General features: G+C 54.6%; 14 protein-coding genes. 7 read left to right on the forward strand and 7 right to left on the reverse strand.

Translation table 11 applies throughout. The features are described from left to right. Positions 1 to 80: 80 nt before the first annotated feature. From JJD41_RS20165 to argS, 3 genes are all read right to left on the reverse strand, one after another. The gene (locus JJD41_RS20165; protein WP_200669326.1) at positions 81 to 860 is read right to left on the reverse strand and encodes a sulfite exporter TauE/SafE family protein; all 780 of its coding nucleotides are present in this window, start codon (positions 858 to 860) and stop codon (positions 81 to 83) included. Between the two features lie 84 nt (positions 861 to 944). Further along, positions 945 to 1,754 carry a sulfite exporter TauE/SafE family protein gene (locus JJD41_RS20170; RefSeq protein WP_200669327.1) on the reverse strand — a complete coding sequence of 270 codons (810 nt, stop codon included), beginning with the start codon at positions 1,752 to 1,754 and terminating at the stop codon, positions 945 to 947. A gap of 15 nt (positions 1,755 to 1,769) precedes the next feature. Continuing rightward, positions 1,770 to 3,527 carry an arginine--tRNA ligase gene (gene argS, locus JJD41_RS20175; RefSeq protein WP_200669328.1) on the reverse strand — a complete coding sequence of 586 codons (1,758 nt, stop codon included), beginning with the start codon at positions 3,525 to 3,527 and terminating at the stop codon, positions 1,770 to 1,772. Between the two features lie 216 nt (positions 3,528 to 3,743). Here argS and JJD41_RS20180 point away from each other — a divergent pair, with 216 nt between their 5' ends. The 5 genes from JJD41_RS20180 (at position 3,744) to JJD41_RS20200 (ending at position 11,355) form a co-directional block, all read left to right on the forward strand. Beyond that, positions 3,744 to 4,934, forward strand: coding sequence for a M20 family metallopeptidase (locus tag JJD41_RS20180; protein WP_200669329.1), 1,191 nt, complete (start codon positions 3,744 to 3,746; stop codon positions 4,932 to 4,934). Between the two features lie 158 nt (positions 4,935 to 5,092). Further along, positions 5,093 to 5,347 (forward strand): hypothetical protein, encoded by a 255-nt coding sequence (locus JJD41_RS20185; protein WP_200669330.1) that lies wholly within the window; start codon positions 5,093 to 5,095, stop codon positions 5,345 to 5,347. Positions 5,348 to 5,842: 495 nt separating this feature from the next. Next, positions 5,843 to 9,406: a tetratricopeptide repeat protein gene (locus tag JJD41_RS20190; RefSeq protein ID WP_200669331.1), complete on the forward strand. Its 3,564-nt coding sequence runs from the start codon at positions 5,843 to 5,845 to the stop codon at positions 9,404 to 9,406. A gap of 241 nt (positions 9,407 to 9,647) precedes the next feature. Beyond that, positions 9,648 to 9,860 (forward strand): hypothetical protein, encoded by a 213-nt coding sequence (locus JJD41_RS20195; RefSeq protein ID WP_200669332.1) that lies wholly within the window; start codon positions 9,648 to 9,650, stop codon positions 9,858 to 9,860. Between the two features lie 163 nt (positions 9,861 to 10,023). Next, positions 10,024 to 11,355, forward strand: a complete 1,332-nt coding sequence (locus tag JJD41_RS20200; protein WP_200669333.1) for a coiled-coil domain-containing protein — start codon at positions 10,024 to 10,026, stop codon at positions 11,353 to 11,355. Here the strand turns inward: JJD41_RS20200 and JJD41_RS20205 are convergent. From JJD41_RS20205 to JJD41_RS25025, 3 genes are all read right to left on the reverse strand, one after another. Next, positions 11,347 to 15,552, reverse strand: coding sequence for a PAS domain S-box protein (locus tag JJD41_RS20205; protein WP_200669334.1), 4,206 nt, complete (start codon positions 15,550 to 15,552; stop codon positions 11,347 to 11,349). The two genes, JJD41_RS20200 and JJD41_RS20205, sit on opposite strands and share 9 nt — an antisense overlap. 4 nt (positions 15,553 to 15,556) lie before the next feature. Continuing rightward, complete coding sequence (locus JJD41_RS20210; RefSeq protein ID WP_200669335.1) at positions 15,557 to 15,973, reverse strand: RRXRR domain-containing protein; 417 nt, start codon at positions 15,971 to 15,973, stop codon at positions 15,557 to 15,559. A gap of 445 nt (positions 15,974 to 16,418) precedes the next feature. Continuing rightward, the gene (locus JJD41_RS25025; RefSeq protein WP_234489025.1) at positions 16,419 to 16,607 is read right to left on the reverse strand and encodes a hypothetical protein; all 189 of its coding nucleotides are present in this window, start codon (positions 16,605 to 16,607) and stop codon (positions 16,419 to 16,421) included. 451 nt (positions 16,608 to 17,058) lie between these two features. Here JJD41_RS25025 and JJD41_RS20215 point away from each other — a divergent pair, with 451 nt between their 5' ends. Beyond that, complete coding sequence (locus tag JJD41_RS20215) at positions 17,059 to 17,409, forward strand: translation initiation factor (RefSeq protein ID WP_200669336.1); 351 nt, start codon at positions 17,059 to 17,061, stop codon at positions 17,407 to 17,409. Here the strand turns inward: JJD41_RS20215 and JJD41_RS20220 are convergent. Beyond that, the gene (locus JJD41_RS20220; RefSeq protein WP_200669337.1) at positions 17,406 to 18,659 is read right to left on the reverse strand and encodes an FGGY-family carbohydrate kinase; all 1,254 of its coding nucleotides are present in this window, start codon (positions 18,657 to 18,659) and stop codon (positions 17,406 to 17,408) included. The two genes, JJD41_RS20215 and JJD41_RS20220, sit on opposite strands and share 4 nt — an antisense overlap. Positions 18,660 to 18,768: 109 nt before the next feature. Between JJD41_RS20220 and JJD41_RS25805 the strand changes: the two genes are divergently transcribed. Next, complete coding sequence (locus JJD41_RS25805; protein ID WP_200669338.1) at positions 18,769 to 19,950, forward strand: tetratricopeptide repeat protein; 1,182 nt, start codon at positions 18,769 to 18,771, stop codon at positions 19,948 to 19,950. The last annotated feature ends 47 nt before the right edge of the window (positions 19,951 to 19,997 follow it).

Genomic DNA, 19,997 nt, shown 5'->3' on the forward strand with positions numbered 1-19,997 from the left:
AGAAAAATTGAGAAAATATCACAAAATCTTGTAGGGGTTTGGTTCCCAAACCCTAGAGCAGTAGGGGTTTGCTTCCCGAACTAAGAATTGAGGGCTTCCCACAACATATAAGCGGCTAAAGAAACTAACAGGATTCTAAATAATAAGGTGACGAGTTGAGAGGGCAAACGGTGTAACAGACGAGTACCGATTTGGGCGCCGAGAAGACAGCCGAGACCCAAAGATAAACCACTGACCCAGAGAACGTTACCCTGGTCGGCGTGGCGAAATAAAGCGGATGCGGAAATGGGCGCGATCGCCCCTAAACTATTACGAACCGCAGGTTTGATCGCTGTTTTCAACCCGACCATTTGCAAGGGAACCATTACGACTCCACCGCCGACACCGAATAAACCGGAGAGGAATCCGGCGATCGTGCCGATTCCGAGTAGGGGAAGGGCGATCGATCGCCTATTCGAGCCAATTTCCGGCGATCGGGCAGAATCTGGCTGTTGTAACTGACGCCGCAAACCGATTAGGTACATCGAAACCAGTAAAAGCACGGCAAAAGCAATCCCTAAGTGAGAATCGGGGAGGCGATCGCCTAACCAGGCGCCCAATTGTGCGGTGGGAATCCCGCCGAGGGCTAAACCGAGGGGTTCCCAAAGATTGAGTTGGTTGGCGCGCCAGTTGCGGAAACTCCCGGAAATGGCGCTGAGGAAGACGCCGACTAAACTGGTGGCGGTGGCTTGCAAAACGGTAGCGTGAGTGAGAGTCAACACGGGAACCATCAGCAATCCGCCGCCAATTCCCAAAATACCGGAGGCAATTCCGGTAACGGTTCCGAGGAAAATGAGGGCAAAGGGAGGGATGGTAGACACTGGATTTAGTGAGTTAGGGTGAGGATAGACATCCGGCTGGCTTCGAGATGGTTAATCTAAAATCTAATCTTTAAAATCTAATCTTTAAAATCTAATCTCTAACACGGGTCTCGACATATATAAAGCAAGGGCCAATAATAAGAATTGGAAAGTGCGATCGAGCAGTTTTGCGGGTAAATAGGGCATTAATGCGATGCCGAATTGGGCGCCGAAAATGCCGCCAAGTCCGAGACAGACGCCGGGAAGCCACAAGATATTCCCGTTGAAGGCGTGCAGGGTTAAGGCGGAGGCGGAAATAGGGACGATCGCCCCCAAACTGGTAGCCGCCGCCGATCGCAGAGTTGCCCGCGTTAACAGCAACAATAAAGGAACGATGACGATGCCGCCACCGACGCCGAACAATCCGGCGAGAATGCCCGCGATCGCGCCAATTTGGGCAAATTGACCCAGGCGATCGCCCCAACTGTCGCTTATTTCCCCTTCTCGATCCGTCGCGATCGCCTCCGGGAGTTCCACTCCGGCCAATTTTTGCTGTCGCCAGTGCAGTAAAAACAAAGCGACGAACAAAAAGAGAGCAAATCCGATACTGAGTATCCGATCCGGGAGGCGATCGCCCAACCAAGCACCCAATTGTGCCGTCGGAATGCCAAAAAGAGCCAATTGAACGCACGATCGCCCGTCAACGTCCCCCTGCCACCAATTTCGCACCGTCCCGGAAATCGAAGTGAGTAACACGCCCACTAAACTCGTGGCGGCGGCTTCAACCACGGGAATTCCCCAAATAGAGAGCAGGGGAACGATTAAAAAACCGCCACCGAGACCGAACATGGCGCCGATCGCGCCGATGACAATACCGAAGCAAAATAAGGTGAATTCGGTTGTCAGTTCCGGCATTTTCTCACATTTAAACTACATCCGTTCGAGAACGGGAATCCCTAATAAGGACAGACCCAGTTTTAACGTGCGAGCGGTAAAGTCGCACAACACTAAGCGAGACGTGCGTTCCGGTTCCTTCGCTTGCAAGACCGGGCAGCGATCGTAAAACTGGTTGAACTTCTGACTGAGTTCGAACAGGTACTGACACAAGCGATTGGGCAGTAAATCCGCTTCCACCGCGCCGATGGTTTCGCCCAAACTGAGAATGTGCTTCGCTAACGCCAACTCAGTTTCTTCGCGGAACTTGAGTTGAGCCCCGGCGCCGATATGACCGAAATCGACATCCCCTTTGCGACTGATTCCCTGAATGCGCACGTAAGCGTAAAGCAAATAAGGGGCCGTATTCCCTTGCAGGGCCAGCATTTTATCGTAACTGAAGATATAACTGCTGGTGCGATTTTGGCTGAGGTCGGCATATTTGACCGCGCCAATCCCGACGACTTCGGCGACGCGATCGATAAATTCCTCACTTTCGTGACGGCTTTCGTCGTGGAGGCGCTGTTCTAAATCGGCGCGAGCCCGTCCTAGGGCTTCGTCGAGTAAATCGCGCAGGCGGACCGTTTCGCCAGAACGGGTTTTGAGCTTTTTCCCGTCTTCCCCTTGCACCAAACCGAAGGGAACGTGAACCACTTCGACTGTTTCCGGAATCCATCCGGCGCGGGTCGCCACTTGAAAGACTTGGGCGAAGTGAGTCGCCTGACCCATATCGGTGACGTAGATAATGCGATCGGCCCGATCTTTGTCGATCCGGTAGCGCAGGGCCGCTAAATCGGTGGTGGCGTAATTATAACCGCCGTCGGACTTCTGGACGATAAGCGGTTGGGGGTCGCCGGATTTATTGGTAAATCCTTCTAAAAAGACACATTGCGCCCCTTGGTCTTCTTCGAGTAAGCCTAACTTATCGAGATCGGCGACGACTTCGGGCAGATAAGCATTGTAGAACGATTCGCCCCGTTCGTTGAGGTGAATGTCGAGCAGGTCGTAAATTTTCTGAAACTCCCGTCGGGATTGTTCGCACAGCAGTTGCCACGCTTGAAGGGTATCCTCAGATTTCGCTTGCAGTTGGACGACTTCTTGGCGAGAGGCTTCGCGAAATTGCTCGTCTTCGTCGAAACGCTGTTTGGCTTTTTTGTAAAATGCGACTAAATCGCCGATATCGAGGGCGTCGGCGGTGGTGAGGGCGTCGGGGTAGGCTTCGCGCAGGTAGGTAATTAACATCCCGAATTGGGTTCCCCAGTCGCCGACGTGGTTGAGTCGGAGGACGTCGTGACCGAGGAATTCGAGGATGCGGGCGATCGAGTCGCCGATGATGGTCGATCGCAGGTGTCCGACGTGCATTTCTTTAGCAATGTTGGGACTGGAGAAGTCCACGACGACACGCTGGGGATTGTCGATTTTTTCGACGCCGAGACGGGCGAAACCGATAATGGAACTGAGTTGGGATTCGATGTAAGCGTTGGTCAGGGTGAAGTTAATAAAGCCCGGTCCGGCAATTTGGGGCGCTTCGCAAAAGTCGGAGACATCCAAGTTGGCGACAATTTGCTCGGCGATCGCCCGGGGTTGTTGCTTGAGGGGTTTCGCCAGGGACATCGCCACGTTGGCTTGATAATCGCCAAATTTAGGATTACTCGCCGGAACCAACAACGGGTCGGTTTCGGCTAACTCGTCACCAAAGGCTGCGACTAATGCAGCACTGACGCGCTTTTTGAGTTGTTCGATAGTAGCTTTCATACAGAAGAAGTCAACCGACCGATAAGAAGGGCAGAGAAACCCGATTGCCTATTTACTTTAGCAATTCGAGGGCTTCGATCCTAGGTTGACGAGTTAGAGGAATTGGGGAAATGGCGATCGAGAGTCGGTTTTTACGGACTGGTGCGCGATCGCCGCTCTTTATAATGAAAACGCGATAATGAAAGCGCGACTATCCAAGTAACAGCGATCCAAAATATGCTCTGCGAGATCCGAGAATTAGCCGATAAATTAGCACCGCGTTTGATCGAAATTCGCCGTCATTTTCACGCCCATCCCGAACTCAGTGGCGAGGAGTATCAGACGGCGGCTTATATTGCGGGGGTGCTCTCCTCTTGCGGGCTACAGGTTCGCGAAGGGATCGGGAAAACGGGGGTCGTGGGGGATCTGCCCGGGGAGGGCGGCGATCGCCACCTGTTAGCCATTCGCACGGATATGGACGCCTTACCGATTCCGGAACGGACGGGATTGGAATACGCCTCGCGCAATGACGGGGTGATGCACGCTTGCGGTCACGACTTGCACGCGACCCTGGGTTTGGGTACGGCGATGGTGTTGTCGGGATTGAGTGAAAAATTGCCCGGAACGGTGCGCTTTTTGTTCCAACCTGCGGAAGAAATCGCCCAGGGGGCGGGTTGGATGGTCGCGGACGGGGTGATGGAGGGGGTCACGGGGATTTTGGGGGTTCACGTGTTCCCGACGATTCCCGCCGGATCGGTGGGGATCCGCCACGGGGTATTGACGGCGGCGGCGGATCGCTTGGAAATTACGATTTTAGGCGAATCCGGTCACGGGGCGCGCCCTCACGAGGCGATCGATGCGATTTGGGTGGCGGCGCAAGTGGTGACGAGTTTGCAACAGGCGATCGCGCGGACCCACAATCCCCTGCATCCGGTGGTGTTGACGATCGGGCAAATTAGTGGGGGACGGGCGCCCAACGCGATCGCCGATTGCGTCAAGTTAGTGGGAACGGTGCGATCGCTCTATCCCGACACTCACGCCAATCTGCCCCAGTGGATCGAAAATATTGTCGCCCATATTTGTGCGACTTACGGCGCCCGCTACGAGATCGATTACGAACGGGGGGTGCCTTCGGTACACAATGACCCGATGCTGACCCAAATTGTCGAATTGGCGGCCCAGGAAAGTTTGGGGAGCGATCGCGTCGTCTACTTGACGGAACCGTCGTTAGGGGCGGAGGATTTCTCGGTGTATCTGGAACAGGCGCCGGGAACCATGTTCCGTCTCGGGGTCGGTCATCCAGATCGAACCAACTATCCCTTACATCATCCCCAATTCGAGATCGACGAGTCGGCGATCGTCACTGGGGTGGTGACCCTGGCGAGTGCGGCGTACAAGTATTGGCAAACCCTCGCCGATGAAGATTGACGAGATCGGTTGGCGAACATTGCTCGGCGATCGAACCGGGCGATCGGGTCGCGACTGTGCAGGAGGATCGCCACGGTTTTTCAGGGAGAAAATCGGCGTCAATCCGCCAATTTGCTAGAGTGGGAGCAGGTCCAACCAAAACAATCGGGTGGAATGATATGACTTTACCTCAAAAATTAGAAGGACTCGAACTGATTGATTGTGCGAAAGCTAGCGCCAATCAAGGTCTGGCCACTGCCGCACGCCAATGCGGTTATGGAGAGAATACGGAAGCGTTCGAGGCAGAATTGATAAAAGCTTGTCAAAAAATTGGCATTGAAATTGACAGTTTGGGAGATTTAATCACCGATCGCCAACAAATTAAAAAAGGGGCGGGGATTGAAATTGCCCCGGATAGTTCTTCGAGTTTATAAAAGAGCGGCGAGCGATCGCCCCGAGTCCCCCGTACCGGATCGATCGATCTGATGTTATCGGAAAATAAGATCGGCGAGCGATCGCGATCGCTCGCCGCGTCCCATCGAAATTCGCCTGGAGGATCGAACGATGCTCTAGGTGCTTTTTTTAGGGGGATTGACGATTGTTTTATCTTTTATTTTATCATCGTTTTTATTATCGATCGTGATTTTCGTCGAGTGGTAAGGGGGAAACCTGGGGGAGAGTCGGCAACCGTCGCTTCGCGATCGGGTCAATACAGTCAATCCGAACAGTCAATCCGATTGTCGGAAACCCACGCTAAAATTGAACCCACTCCCTTAGTCAAGTCAGAGCTACATTTCCATAGAAAAAATACCCCGATCCCAGTGCAGTCCTCAACCGTTTGGATTGCCGGGAGAACCCAGTTGTCCTACCCTTTGGGTGGAGCAACGCAAACAGAAACAGCCATCTGAATATCTAGAAGAGTTAAAACCTTGAATAAGCGAAGTTGGCTAGACATTGCAGAATATTTATCTGTAGCCGGATCCGTCGTCGGTTCCGGCGTCGCTGTGGCGTCACAGCAAACCGTCCTCTTCGCGGCAGCAGCCCCGATCTCGCTTTCGCTGATTCTCAATCTGGCCAATCGGCGCAGACTGCAGCTTTCGCAACCTGCTGCCGCCACGGAAATCGTGCAACTCAAACAACAAATGACCGACGAATTGGCCGCCTTGCGCGAGCGAATTCAGGGAATGCCCGACGATACGGAATTAAATCAAGTTCTGGCATCGGTGGCGAAACTGTCGGAAGAGTTGGCGAGAGTACAGCATCAAGTTCAAAACGCCCAATCGCTGGTGCAGGGCGTCGAACTCAATCCGATCCGGCAAGATCTTTCAGTTTTGCGCGAGCATTGCACGACGTTCCAAGATGCCCTCGCCCAGTTGGGCCGACGGCTCGATCTCGTCGAGGGTGAAGGGGGCGTCGCCGTCGCCCCGGCGAAAGTGGAACGCTTGGAAAGTGCGATCGCCCAAGTTCAGGGCAAAATCGCGCAAGTGCAAGCGAAACTGCAAAAACTCGACAGCGTGCCGGAAAACGGCGATCGCGCGGCGCTGAGCGCCCAAATCGAACAGCTCGAAAGACGCTTGCAAAGCATTGAAACGCCGTCTGCCGAGAGTTTCGAGCGGCAACTCGACGAACTGCGCGCCGGATTCGAGCAGTTGCGCGATCGCGCGCCGCAAGGGGGCGGAGGGGATCTCAGTACCCTCGACGCCCAGATCGAAGACCTCCAACGCCAGCAAGGCGAACTCGATCGCCGTCTGGCGCCGCTCCTAGCCGTCGCCCCGCAGATCGAAGCGATCTCACAGCAGTGGGAACGGCAGCCGGAACGGGCGCAAATCGAAGAACTGAGAAGCTCCCTCGCCGACGCCCTCGGGGCGATCGCCGACATCAACCAGCGTCTCGAACGCGGCGAGTTTGCCGCCCCGGCGGGGGACGAGACTGGCGAGGCGGCGTTCTCCGAAATCGAAGACCTGCAAGGCGTAGACCGGGCTTTGGCCAAGATCTCCGAATCCGTGGGCGAAGTGCTGGCGGAAATGAACCGCCGCTTGAGTCCGTTGGAAGCGGTCGATCTGGCGGCAGTCCGCGAACAACTCTCCGGTCAAGGGGCGGCGATCGCCGAATTGCGCGAACAATGCGTGCAGTTGCGCCAATCCCTCGCCGTGGTCGATGACACCCTGGAAGATTGGGCGATCGATTTGTCTCCCGCCACCCTCGATCGCATGGAAACGGCGATCGTACACATCCAAGAACGGCTGATGGCGCCATCCGGGACGACCCCCGAGGAGGGAGAAACGACCCCCACCGCCGTGGTTTCGGAAGCGAGAATCGAACAACTCCAACAAGAGTTATCTCAAGTTGCCGAAGCCGTCGCCGCCTTGGAAGCGGCCACCCAAACCCTCGCCCCCAAACAGGAAGTTTACGAAAAACTCGCCGAATTACGAGCCCTGAGTGTCGAGGTTCGGGAAGGGACCCAAAAAGCCCTCGGCAATGGCGGACGGCCCGTGGTCGAAGAAGTTCATACCTTGCGCGAACATCTCGAAACCCTCGCCCGCAGCTTGCCGAACCCGCAGCATCTCCAAGCTCTCGAAAGTGAGATCGGCGAGATCGCTCAGAAGTTCGACAGCCGCCCGGAACTCGACCAAATCCAGGGGCTGATGCAGAGCATTAGCGAAGTACACCAACGCCTGGAAATTGCGACCTTAGAGCGGGGAAGCGACCCGGACGGCGATCCCCCGGAACGCGGCGGCATCGATGCGGCCCTCGAAAGCCTCTCGGTGAGCGTGGCGGCGGTGGAAGCCCGGTTGAATCAGTTGCAAGGGGAATCGTTCTCCGGCGAACAGCTCGATCCGATGCGATCGCAGATCGCCGAACTGCATTCGACGGTGGCGGAGTTGAGCGATCGCGTCGAAACCCTATCGGCGAACTCGCCGGGTCGGGTCGATCGCCTGGAAGGGGCGTTAGTGCAGGTGCAAGCGAAACTCGACGAAGTCGCCAAAGGGCGCGATCGCGCGGCGGTTCAAGGTCAAATCGAACACCTGTCCCGGGAGATCTTAATGCTGGCCCGCAACGAGGGGGCGGCGATCGCGACCGGGGAAGAACTCGACGTGCAGCAGTTAATCGCCGAAAGTATCGAACGTCACGTCGGCGAAATCAACCAGCGCCTGCAAGCGATTCAACCCTATCGCTATCAGTTGGTGTTCGATCGCCCCAACATCCGCGCGACGGTAGAAGAAGCCCTCGATACGGCCCGCGATCGTCTGATCTTAGTCTGTCCCTGGGTCAGTCGCGCCAGTTTGGATGCGTCCTTACTGCAAAAATTCGAGGCGGCCCTCGATCGCGGCGTCAAAATCTGCATCGGGTGGGGTCACTTGCGCGACATCGATCGCGGCGAATTCCCCGTCCACGTCAACCAGCAATGGCAAAGCGATCCGACGGACAAACGCAGTTTGTACGACGCCCTCAACGACCTCGAAGCCCTGCGACGCCGCTATCCGGAACAGTTCGAGTTAAAGATTCTCGGGACTCACGAGAATTTCTTGGTCTGCGACGGATCGCCGGAGGGAAGCGACGAACCCCAAGGCTTTGCACTGTTGGCGAGCGATCATTTTCTCAGCGCCAGCGCCGAAGTTCCCGAACGGGAAGTGGGTTTGAAAACCACCGATCCGGAAATCCTCGAAGGACTGGTGGAGCGCTTCTACGAGCCGATCCTGGCGCCGGGGAACTCCCAAGCTTATTACAATCGCGGTTTCGAGCGCTTGGATATGGGGGATTATCGCGGCGCCGTGGAGGATTACACCGAGGCGCTCGAACTCGACCCCCAACAGGCGACGGCGTATAACAATCGCGGTTTGGCTCACTTCCACCTCGGGGAGTTGGACGGGGCGATCGCCGATTACAGCGCCTCTCTCGAACTCAATCCCAACGAGTCGGTGGTTTATTTCAATCGGGGGTTTGCCTATTTCAATCGCGGCGAGTACGAAGCGGCGATCGCCGATTATAACAATGCCTTGCGCTTGGCGCCGGAAGTCACGGGGGCTTATTTCTACCGAGGCGAAGCGTACAACCAACTCGGGGAACACCAACGGGCGATCGCCGACTACAGCGAGGCGATCCGTCTGGCGCCGACCGACGCGGTGGCGTACAACAACCGAGGACTGGCCCGCTACAACCAAGGGGACTATCACGGGGCGATCGACGATTACACTCAGGCGATCCGCCTCAACCCGGACGATGCGGTGGCGTACTCCAATCGCGGGGTGGCGCGTTCGGCGATTTCCGACTACCGCGCGGCGATCGAAGATTTCGATCGCGCCTTGAGCGTCCATCCCGACTATGCGGGCGCCTATAACAATCGCGGTTTGGCCCGGTCGGAAATTGGCGACTTGCAAGGGGCGATCGCCGACTTGCAACGCGCTGCCGAACTGTTTGCCACTCAAGGCGATCGCTCGAACGAACGTCAAGCTTTAGAAGCCCTGCACAAACTTAGAAGTACCAACAATTAAAGTCGCGTCGTTGGCACTGTCTAAATTGCTTCTAAATTGTTCAATTTCTCCCGGGTTTTGCCCGGGATTTCTATCTGCAAGAGGAAAAAACTCGAAGAATTTCAATTCTTTTGTGCCGTCCCTCTTGCAGATTTTTATCGGCAGTTCTTGACCCGGACGCGCCGAACCCCGACGGATCGGGGGCGATCGCCGCTCGTTTCCCCGATGGCCGATCTTCGATATTCTGCCAAGTTTCCCTGACTTGAATTATACCGATTCCATCGCCATTGAAAGCGCGATCGCGATCGCCTCAATTTTCACTTTTGAAGTTAAAAATAGGATAGAATGTAACTGCAATTCTCATCAGCCGTCGGTCGCCCTTTTTTTAAAGATCGAGGGGCAAGATCTGCGGGAATTTCCCCCGAGCGATCGCCCCCGAGTCCAGACCGCGATCGCCCGTGCTAATTTACAGTAAAAATAAGCGAATTTAACCATAAAAACGACTGCTTGTCCGTGCGATCGCCCCGATCTCATAACAGGCTTAACTTTTAACCATCGATCGCCAAACGCTCCCCAAAAGCGGCCAGAGCGCTGCTAAGGGTTTCTGTCGTCAATCGAAGGGCATTTTACCAAAAATCATGGAAACTATCGAACCGAGACGCGAACGGGTCACCCCCATCCTCAAACAGTTCCCCTGGCGCGAATGGGCCGAATACGCCAGCGTCGCCGGATCGGCTGTCGGGACCGTTGCCGCCGCTTTCTCCGGTCAGTTGCTTTATGCGGCAGCCCCGTTAACCGTGGCCCTGTCCCTCAACCTCGCCAATCGCAGCCGCTTCGACCGCCAAACCCGCCAGCAAGCTCAAGCCGCGATCGCCGACGTCCGCCAAGTCGTCGAAACCCTGTATGGGTCTTTCCAACAACAAGAACGCCATCCCAACACCGTCGATATCGAAGCGATTAAAACTGCTCTAGCTCAATTACAACACGTGACCGATCGCCTCAATCGCACGGCCTTGACCGAGGAAGATTGGGGGGTTCTCAACGTCCGCTTGTCGTTAATGAACGAGGCGATCGCCCGTTTGGAAGATACCATCGATCGCGACAATGAAGGAGACGATACCCTTCCAGAATCGACCGAAGATGAATGGCAGCGAGAAGTCGCTTCGATCTCTGCGGATTTCATCAAAATGCAAACCGAAATTCGGACGATCGTCGCGCACAACCAACCCTTATTTCAACGGATTAAAAACCTCGAACAGCAAAACAAAGACATTGTCAAACCCTATTTAAAACGCTTGAGTCAGTCTCTCAAAAAATTAGAAAAAAGTGAATCCCTTGCCAGTTTAAAAGCCAAACTCAACCGACTCAATCAAGACGTCAACATCCCCTTGTCCGACGAGGCGATCGCCTCCGTCCGCAACGAATTAGACGCCCTACGGACTCAACTCAACGAACTGGAACGACGATTGGACAGTGGGGCAACCCCCATCGATCCGGCGCACGATCGGGCTCTCGAAGCCGAAATCGAGAAACTGTCTAAAGAAGTGACGTTACTCAACAGTCAAATGCAGCGCCGTTTCAATACCTTGCAAGACGTCGATCTCACCCGTCTCAATCGAGGTCTAGAAATGAATTCTACCACCATTTCGACCTTGCAAGATTTGTACGACAGTCTGTTGGCGTCCGTCCTCAATTTGCGCGATCGCCTCGAACATTTACCCCCCGCAACGAAAGTCAAACATTTAGAACTAGAACTGGGACAAGTCAGCGATACGGTCATGCAATTGCAAACCCAAATTGGCGAACTCCCCTCGGAATCTCATCCCAGTTTGCAACAACAAATCGAAGAATTGAGAACGGCGATCGCCTCCTTAAAAGGAACCGATTTTAAATATGTCACGAAACAAGATATCGTTCCGTTAGTGATTGCCGTGAAAAAACTGGGTCAACATCGAACCTATTTAGATTGAGGGAACCGCTAACGTGAAATAGAACTTCGACCCGCGACCGAGTTCGGACTCGACCCAAATGCGACCGCCGTGACGCTGAACGATTTTCTGACAGACCGCCAGACCGATGCCCGTTCCGGGATATTCTTGGATCGTGTGGAGACGCTGAAAGATCTGGAAAATGCGATCGCGGTGTTTCGGATCGATCCCGATGCCATTATCTTCAATGCAAAATCGATAGCGATCGCCTTCGCGTTTAGCGTCGATCGCTATCTCCGGGGGATCTTGACGGCGATATTTAATCGCATTGCCAATTAAATTTTGGAATAACTGCACTAATTGGGCGCGATCGCCTTTAACCACAGGTAACGTCGAGGTGGAAATCGTCGCCTGATTGCTTTCAATCGCGCTTTGCAGATTCGCCAAAGCAATTTCTAAAACCTTGTCGGTCTCGATCTCCTCAAACGCTTTGGCGCGAGTTCTCACCCGGGAATATTGCAATAAATCCTCGATTAACGTTTGCATTCGCAAACTCCCATCGACGATGTGATTGATATACCGTTCGGCTTTAGCGTCGAGGCGGTCGTGATAGCGACGCGCCAGTAGCTGGGTAAAACTGGCGATCGTTCGCAAAGGTTCTTGCAAGTCGTGAGAGGCGATATAGGCAAATTGTTCGAGTTCGCTATTCGACCGGGTTAATTCTTGTCGCTGTCGGATCTCGTGGGCGAGTAACTGCGCTTGATATAAGGCAATACTCAGTTGGTTGGCTAACTGTTGCAGTAACTCAATTTCAAAGGTCGTCCACTCCCGGGTTTGCTCGCACTGATGGACGCACAGTAGCCCCCATAAATAAGTAGTCGGGCCGGAATCTTCCGAAACTTCGCTTTCTCTACCAGGTAAGGGATTGAGCAGGATGGGGACGACGATATGGGCGCGGATCCGATATTGGTGCAACAAGTTGCGATGGGCGGGTAAGAAGGGAACTGTAGCGATATCGGAACAGGCATAAATCCCGCGATCGCTGGCACGACGCAAGTATTGAGAAATCCACTGGGGGGTGAGCTTGGCGTTGCCCAACATGGGGGGCCACCCGGGGCGAATCGCTTCGTGAAGGACGCTAGCGCTTTCGTCTTCTTCGATCCGGTAGAAGACCACGCGATCGCTGTGTAGGGTTTGGTGCAATTCGCGCACGGCGATCGCCAAAATTTCCTCAATTTGCAACGACTGGCGAATTTTGAGACTGAGGGAACTGAGGAGGTGATAGTAGCGGGTTTGGCGCAGTTGTTCGGCGATCGCCTGTTTCTCTTCGGTCACGTCGTAGGACGACCCTTGCACCTGAACGATCGCCCCGGTGCGATCGCGAATCGGCACTAAGGTCGTGCGCCACATTTGTAATTTGCCACTGGTCGTCAACGTTTCTTCGTAGGTCGTCGGGGTTCCGCGTTCCAGACAAACCCGGCAGTTGCGTTCCAAAATCAGAGCCACATCTGTCGGCAAAACTGCGCGGGGGCGTTTTCCCTGCAACGCTTTGACACTCAAGCCAATTGCTTTTTCATCCACCCCATTGACCATTTCGTAAACCCACTGGCCTTGGGTACTGAGTTTTAACAGGAAAATACGGGCCGCCGAATGCTGGAAAATCCCCGCATAAAGTTCCTCACTGGCGCGTAACTGTTCTTGGGTTTGGCGACGGGCGTAGTAAGTATAAATCGTATCGCCTAACACGCGCAATAACTGACTGTCTTCTTCAGACCAAGCTTGCCAATGGTTCCGACGGTGGTAAACGGCAATTTCGCCCCAGATCCGACCGAGGCGATCGCGGATGGGAACGAGCAGTTTGTCCCTCATTTCCTCCCTTCCAACCGCCCGGGTCGTGGGTTCGGCGAGAGCGGACTCGTCCTCGCAGGTCGCTCCATTTTGCCAGGAAGCGACGCAGTGGGACTCGTCCCCCTGCCGTGCCAACTGCTGCAATTCGACGCGATCGGCGCCCATGACTTCGCCCAAGCGCCGGAACAGATCGACGAAATCCACGGCTTCGCTGGTCGCCAACTCTCGGGAGATGTCCGCCAAGACGGTTTCTAAAGACAGCCGATATTTAAGCTGTTGTTCCGCTTGTTTGCGATCGGTAATATCTTCGGCAATTCCCGCCACTTGGGTAATTTCGCCGCGTTCGTCGGCAATCGGCACGGTACGCGCCAAAATCCAGCGTATTTCACCATCGGGACGGACGATGCGATATTCGTGGATGGTCGATCGCCCCAACCAATGCTCTGCAATCAGGTCGGACAACAAGTGGCGATCGTCGGGATGCACGCTTTCGACCCATCGTTCCGGTCGTTCGTAGAGCGCCGCCAGCGATCGCCCCCAAATCTTCTCGTAAGCGGGACTGACGTAAAACAGGGTCTCCCAATTGGGGGACATCAGCCAAAAAACACTTTGCAAATTGTCGGCGAGCTGACGGAAGCGTTCCTCACTCTCGCGCAAGGCCGTTTCGGCGCGATGGCGTTCGCTGATATCGCGCAAGCAAACAATAGAGACGGGTTCTCCGGACCATTCCGTGCGCGCCACGGTCATTTCGGTCATGCAGACTTCGCCGCGATCGCGCAGAATGCCGATTTCGCAGACACCTTCGGAAATCGGAATCCCGAATTCGAGATCGACCATTTCATCTAATGCTCGCCCGAACAAGCGCGCGGCTGCCGGATTGATAAACCGAATTTTCCCGCGCAAATCGACGATCGCGATCCCATCCGAGGTATTGTTGACGATCGTCTGCAAGCGGCTTTCACTTTCCCAAAGCTGAGTGGCGATCGATTGCTGTTCGGTAATATCCTCGGCACTTCCGAGCACTTGGGTCGGTCGTCCGTTCTCGTCGCGCGCAAAAACGACGCTGCGACAGATCAGGCTTCGATATTGACCGTTGGCGTGTTTGTGGCGGATTTCGTTTTCTAAAATTTCTCCATCTTTGAGTTGAAGACAACGCTGGTGCAAGTCGAGCAACATCGGGAGATCTTCGGGATGAACGGTGTCCAAAATCCACTGCTCCCCGCCTTCTTGTATTTGCTCGGGGGTATAGCCTAAAACATCCAAAATGCGGTGATTGCTGTAGATATTGCGACGAGTATCGAGGTCGTAAATATAGATAATGTTGGGCAGCGCTTGGGTCATGCGATCGACAAAGCACTGACTGGCGCGTAACTGTGCTTCGGCCCGCTTGTAAGGGGTGATGTCGGTATAGTATTCGATCCGACCTCCGGCATACGATCCTTCTGCGATCGGTTGACTCCAATGTTGCAGCCAGCGTTCGGCTCGGTTGTCCCCGGGAAGCACGTGACATTCAAATTGTTCGATATAGGTATTGTCGTTATAGGTTTTGAACACTTTTTCGGCAAATGCGGCGCCACTTTCCACAATGTGGGCGATGCGATCGCGGATTAAGCGTCGCTTATCCCGCCCGATCGCCGCTTCCCGGGGTAATCCGAAAAACTGTTCGAGGGTTCGATTCATCCAAACGACGCGAAAACTGGCATCTAAAATAAACAGCCCGAAGGCGGCGCGATCGAACAGATCTTCGGTCAGCGAATGCTCGCGCAGCAATTGCGAAGCACTCTGCTGGCTGAGATGGTATCGTTCGCGATCGCGGGGTTTGAACCAGTGCAGGGGGGGCCAACTCTGTTTTAACTTCGATAGGGCTTTGCCCTCGCTCGGCGATCGCCCGTCGCCGACTCTGGCTGAAATGGGACGCAGAGTGCGATTCTCCTGGGAAGACGCTTCGCGAACGTCCACCGAGGAACGTTCCCGCACGACCGTGGTTCGCGATCGCCGATCGCCCGTGGCGCGAGCGCTCATTCCCAAACGCAGCGATCGTTCTAAAACAGGCGCACTCAGTTCGTCGGGCACTAAATAATCGGCGGCACCTCGGCTCAACAATGCCCGTCCCTGAGCGGCGGTCTCTACCACCACCACCACTGCCGAGGCATTCGCGCCCTCATTGTTAGGGAGCGATAGTAAATTCCAGTAATCGTGCGCTTCTCCGAGAGGTGCCGCGATCAGGTAGAGATCGATCGCCTCTCGACCGACCAACTTTTCCCTCATGGCGCGATCGCTACGAACCCACGCCAGTTCCACGGAAAAGAGTTCGATCTTCGGTAGTAACTGGCGGATTGCATTGTACGTACTCAGTTCGGAAGCGACGAGCAAAAGTCGCACGTTTTTCATCAAATCACCTCCAAGACAGCCCCACCTCGGTACAGATGAGGCGGGGTCTTGAGTCCGAAACCAGCAAACCCGTGTTTCTTGCCATCAAAGAGACCTTACCCGCCGAAAACTGACCCCATCTGTGTATTATCTGGCGCTGTTTCATCGAAAAGCGAACCGTGTCGAAAGGTAAAACGAGGTGGAGTTGAAATAGACTTGCCCTTGTCGATCGAATAGCTATCCCCGAACACTTTTTTCCGGGGTCAACTCGGACAGCGATCGGTTGGGTAGCTTTTCCTATCTCTACGATTAACTGACTGTAGAACATACCAACATTCGATCGCCGCTTAACTGCTTTACCTTCTTTAAGCCAACGTCTGGCTCGACTCGGCTTAGTTGGCATCAGTGGCTTTCCTACTTTTGAAACGACAGGTACTTGCATAAGATCGTTCTCCTTTCGGAGTTTTAGTCCCCTCGGCCAATGCAATTAAGATGTCCTTTCCCAAAGCCCTTGCGGCTTCCCAGCTTGGAGATAATCCGGACTGGGGAAGCATCCGGAAGTCCGTGCCAAACTGGATCTCGATGGTCGAGTCAGCACTGGCGTTGTCAGATCGCCTCCTACAAGCTGTGTCCTCTATTTAGGGTACGGTGGCTGACTCTTCTCTCAATCAAACTCTTCTCTCAATCGCTTTGATAGATCGGACGAATCCGAGATGAATTTGTTGATTCAGCCTACAAATCCGGGGTTAAAGCATCGGACAAGGGAGACTCACTCCATTGCCCAATCTATGGCTTTTACCACTTCTTAGAAAACCCAATTTGTGCGAAATTCTCGTGCCATTTCCTAAATCTATTCTAACTTGACGATCGAATTTCTACAGAGAAAGTTATCTTTGATTGCGATCGCCGTCCAGAACGAGCCGGGTATGGCGATCGCCCCCTAGGGGACGGCTGGCGGCGGGGATCGTCCTCATCGTTATTCTGTTCCGTGAGATCTCCTGACTCCCCTTCAGGCGATCGCCGTAGGTTCCCCAAGCCTGCCTGGTCGTAAAAATTCCCCTAATTTTTACCTTCATTGAGTCATTGTCGTCGAGGGACTGGCTCGGAACCTCAAAATAGTAACATTAAGAGGCAAAATCGAGGTTAAATTTGCCAAAAATTTCAAGAAATTGACGGTCATTTCAATACAATTCCCTTTCAAACTAACGTTCTTCAGTTTTTCCAGGATTCGGGCAGTGAATCTTTCTCATGCATCTAGAATCCTTCAGTTCGTACTTGTCAAATTGAGATCGATCGAGCGTTTAAATCGATCCTTTTTATCTAGAATTCCTCAAAATTGTGAAAAATTTCATCAAAAAAGTTCAAAAATTGTTAACCTAGACAGCGATGGGCGATCGCGCGCGTCGAAGCGATTCGCGTAGCGTCAACCTCCGCGAAGCGACTCCAAAGGAGTCAGGAAAATCGCCCCTCGCCCTTACCCTCCGATGATTCTCCATATCCCTTTGCAGCTCACCCCACAGACAACCGATGGCCGCTTCCAAACGCAAATCCAAGGGCGACGGCGTCGTTTACCGAGAATTTGGTAACTCGCCCAATGCAGACGCCACCGCACGCCCGATTCAAGAACTGCCCCCCAACCAGCAACAAATCCGCATCCAAGCCTCTCGTAAAGGGCGTAAAGGTAAAACCGTCACCGAAATTACGGGCTTTCAGTGTAAACCCGACACCCTCGCCAGCATCAGCAAACAGTTAAAAGCACAATGCGGTACCGGAGGAACGGTCAAAGAAAGTACGATCGAAATTCAAGGCGAACACCAACAAAAAATCCTCGAAATCCTCACCAAATTGGGCTATCAAGCCAAAATTAGCGGCGGTTAGGAACCCGCGCCACTCGCGGCTAATAACGCCGTCCCGTAAGCCGCTTCCGTCTGCGGGGACGTCACCACCTCGACGCCGAGACAACGCCGACGAATCGCGCTCCAGGTCGGGTTTTGGGCGCCACCCCCGGCGCTGTAAACCCGGGCGAGGGGCGTGGCGCCAGAGGTTTGCAAGCACTGGTAACCTCGCGCTTCGATCCGGGCGAGACTTTCGAGCAACCCGTGCAGAAATTCAACGTCACTCTCGGGACGCGGCGCCAGTCGCGGCGCTAACTCGGGGTCGTTGACCGGAAAGCGTTCCCCCGGTTCGAGGAGGGGGTAGTAGTCGAGAGGACTGGCCCTATTCGGGTCGATTCGTTCGCTGAGTTCGGTGAGTTGGCGATCGCCGAAAAACTGCCGCAACACGGCGCCCCCGGCATTCGAGGCTCCTCCCGCCAGCCATAAATCCCCGAAACGGTGGCTGTAAATCCCGAAACGGGCGTCGTCGATGCGGGTACGGCTGAGTAATTTGAGCACGAGGGTAGACCCGAGAGAGGTCACCGCTTCCCCGGGTTGGCGCGCGGGACTGGCGAGAAAGGCGGCGATACTGTCGGTGGTTCCCGCCACGATCGCGCAATCCGGCGGCAAGCGGAAGCGATCGCCGATCTTTTTGCGAATTTTTGCAATTTTTGTCCCCGGGGCTACGGTCTCCGGTAACTGGATGGTGCCAGGAACCGCATCTAACAGCCAATCGGGATAACATAGGGTTTCCGGGTCGTAGCCGAGTTTTAAGGCATTGTGATAGTCGCCGATCGCCAGTTGCCCGTGGAGGAGAAAGGCAATCCAATCGGCTTGATGGAGGAAATAAAGCGGCGTATTTTGTGCAAAATAGCCCGAATCGCAGGCCCATAACAGTTTGGCCAAACTGGAACTGGCGGAGATCGTGAGATGGTTCGGCGGCGCGATCGCCCGCAATCGATCTAAGATCGCTGCAGCTCGACGGTCGTTGTATAAAATCGGCGGCGCGATCGTCGTTCCGGCGCGATCGCACGCCAAACAGGTCGAAGACGTGCCATCGATCGCGACCGCGCGGACTTGAGACCGCACGGCGATCGGTATTTGTTCCAGTAGAAAAAATAAAGCATCCCGCCAACCTTCGGGAGTTTGGGCGCTTAACGGGGTTTGGGCGCCTGCAACGATCGTCCCCGAACGATCGATCGCGATCGCGCGGGCTCCGGACGTGCCAAAATCAAAACCGAGATCGAAAACCATCTCACCGATTGACTGGATTTGCAGGAAAGTCGTCTAAACTTTTATTGTAGGTTGAGTTGAGGCTGATTCGGTTTTACTTAAACAATGGTTGGCCAAAATATGGCAGTGGGTGAGACGTTGGTTTGCCAATCGGGACACGGCGATCCTCCGACGGAGTCGCGACCCGATGGCCCAACCCCCAGCACCGACCGTCAAACCCCTCAGCGATGCCAGTTACGAATCCCTCTTCATGCGATTGCTCGATCGCGCGGCGGCGGGGGCTTCGCCAGAGGAGTTATCCACATTATTAGAACGGCGTGCGGACGATCGCTTTTTCCATTCGTGGTTGCGTCGTTTCGGTCAAAAGTCGATCGATTCGCCCTTACCGCAACCGGAATTAACCGTGAAATTAGAACGATTCGGGCAGATCCAGGGCGGGAAGCTGGGCGAAATTGCTGCGGGGATTGCGGTGCAGTTGCGCGATCGCTCCTCACAACCGTTGAGCGATCGCGATTATCAAATTTTATGGGAATATCTTTTAGAAAAAGTCAATCTCGGTTGGGAACAACCGCAAGTCCGCCAATTCTTCCAAGGGTTGGTATCGCGGGGAACCGTTGGCGATTGGATCGCCTGGTTGGACCGGACGGGAGAGGAGTGGTTGACGGCGAGTGAGGGAGAAGGAGAGGTCAGCGAGGCGCTGAAGCGGTTGAGTGAGTTGACCGAGGGGGAATGGTCCGATCGCCTGGATCGAATGGCCGACGGCGTGCGCCAAAGGGCCACCCATCCCCCCACGGAGCCGGATTCGGACGCGGCGATGCTCCGACCGAGTGGCGACGCGAACGCCCAAAGCCCTACCCCCACGAGTCCCCCTACAGGCTTACCCGTGTTTGAAGGGTTGGAATTGCCGGACAATCCGGGGGTTAAAACGGTCAGTTTGGAGGAATTATGGGATTTGATGCAGCAAGATCCGGACTTAGTGCGTCAAATTGCCGATCGCTTGCAAGTTGACCGTACAAATCCGCAGGAGTTAATCGAAATCTTAGAAGCGCAACAGTGGGGACGCGAGGGAACGGATTTGTATTTAAAGGGAGATTTAAACGGGGCGTTGGCGGCGTTCGATCGCGTGGTCGGACGGCGACCGAACGACGCACTGATGTGGGGGTTGCGTGGGGATATCCTGCGCGATCTCGAACGGTTTGACGAGGCGATCGCCGCTTACGACCGCGCTTTAGAACTCGATCCCGACGATCGCCAGATCCGCCGACAGCGAGAGGATTTGGAACGAGAAAGAGAGTCTGGAATGCAGGAGTAAAGGCGATCGCAACCCCCCAACAGCAGAAGTCCGCCCCCATCGGAAGC

The organism is Oxynema mangrovii CENA135 (genome assembly GCF_016632315.1).
Lineage (GTDB): Bacteria > Cyanobacteriota > Cyanobacteriia > Cyanobacteriales > Laspinemataceae > Oxynema > Oxynema aestuarii.

Coding starts and splice junctions, on each gene's coding strand:
- JJD41_RS20185 (WP_200669330.1), top strand. CDS start 5,093: ATGACTTTACCTCAAAAATTAGAAGGACTCGAACTGATTGATTGTGCG.
- JJD41_RS20180 (WP_200669329.1), top strand. CDS start 3,744: ATGCTCTGCGAGATCCGAGAATTAGCCGATAAATTAGCACCGCGTTTG.
- JJD41_RS20205 (WP_200669334.1), bottom strand. CDS start 15,552: ATGAAAAACGTGCGACTTTTGCTCGTCGCTTCCGAACTGAGTACGTAC.
- JJD41_RS20215 (WP_200669336.1), top strand. CDS start 17,059: ATGGCCGCTTCCAAACGCAAATCCAAGGGCGACGGCGTCGTTTACCGA.
- JJD41_RS20210 (WP_200669335.1), bottom strand. CDS start 15,973: ATGCAAGTACCTGTCGTTTCAAAAGTAGGAAAGCCACTGATGCCAACT.
- JJD41_RS20170 (WP_200669327.1), bottom strand. CDS start 1,754: ATGCCGGAACTGACAACCGAATTCACCTTATTTTGCTTCGGTATTGTC.
- JJD41_RS25025 (WP_234489025.1), bottom strand. CDS start 16,607: ATGAAGGTAAAAATTAGGGGAATTTTTACGACCAGGCAGGCTTGGGGA.
- JJD41_RS20220 (WP_200669337.1), bottom strand. CDS start 18,659: ATGGTTTTCGATCTCGGTTTTGATTTTGGCACGTCCGGAGCCCGCGCG.
- JJD41_RS20200 (WP_200669333.1), top strand. CDS start 10,024: ATGGAAACTATCGAACCGAGACGCGAACGGGTCACCCCCATCCTCAAA.
- argS (WP_200669328.1), bottom strand. CDS start 3,527: ATGAAAGCTACTATCGAACAACTCAAAAAGCGCGTCAGTGCTGCATTA.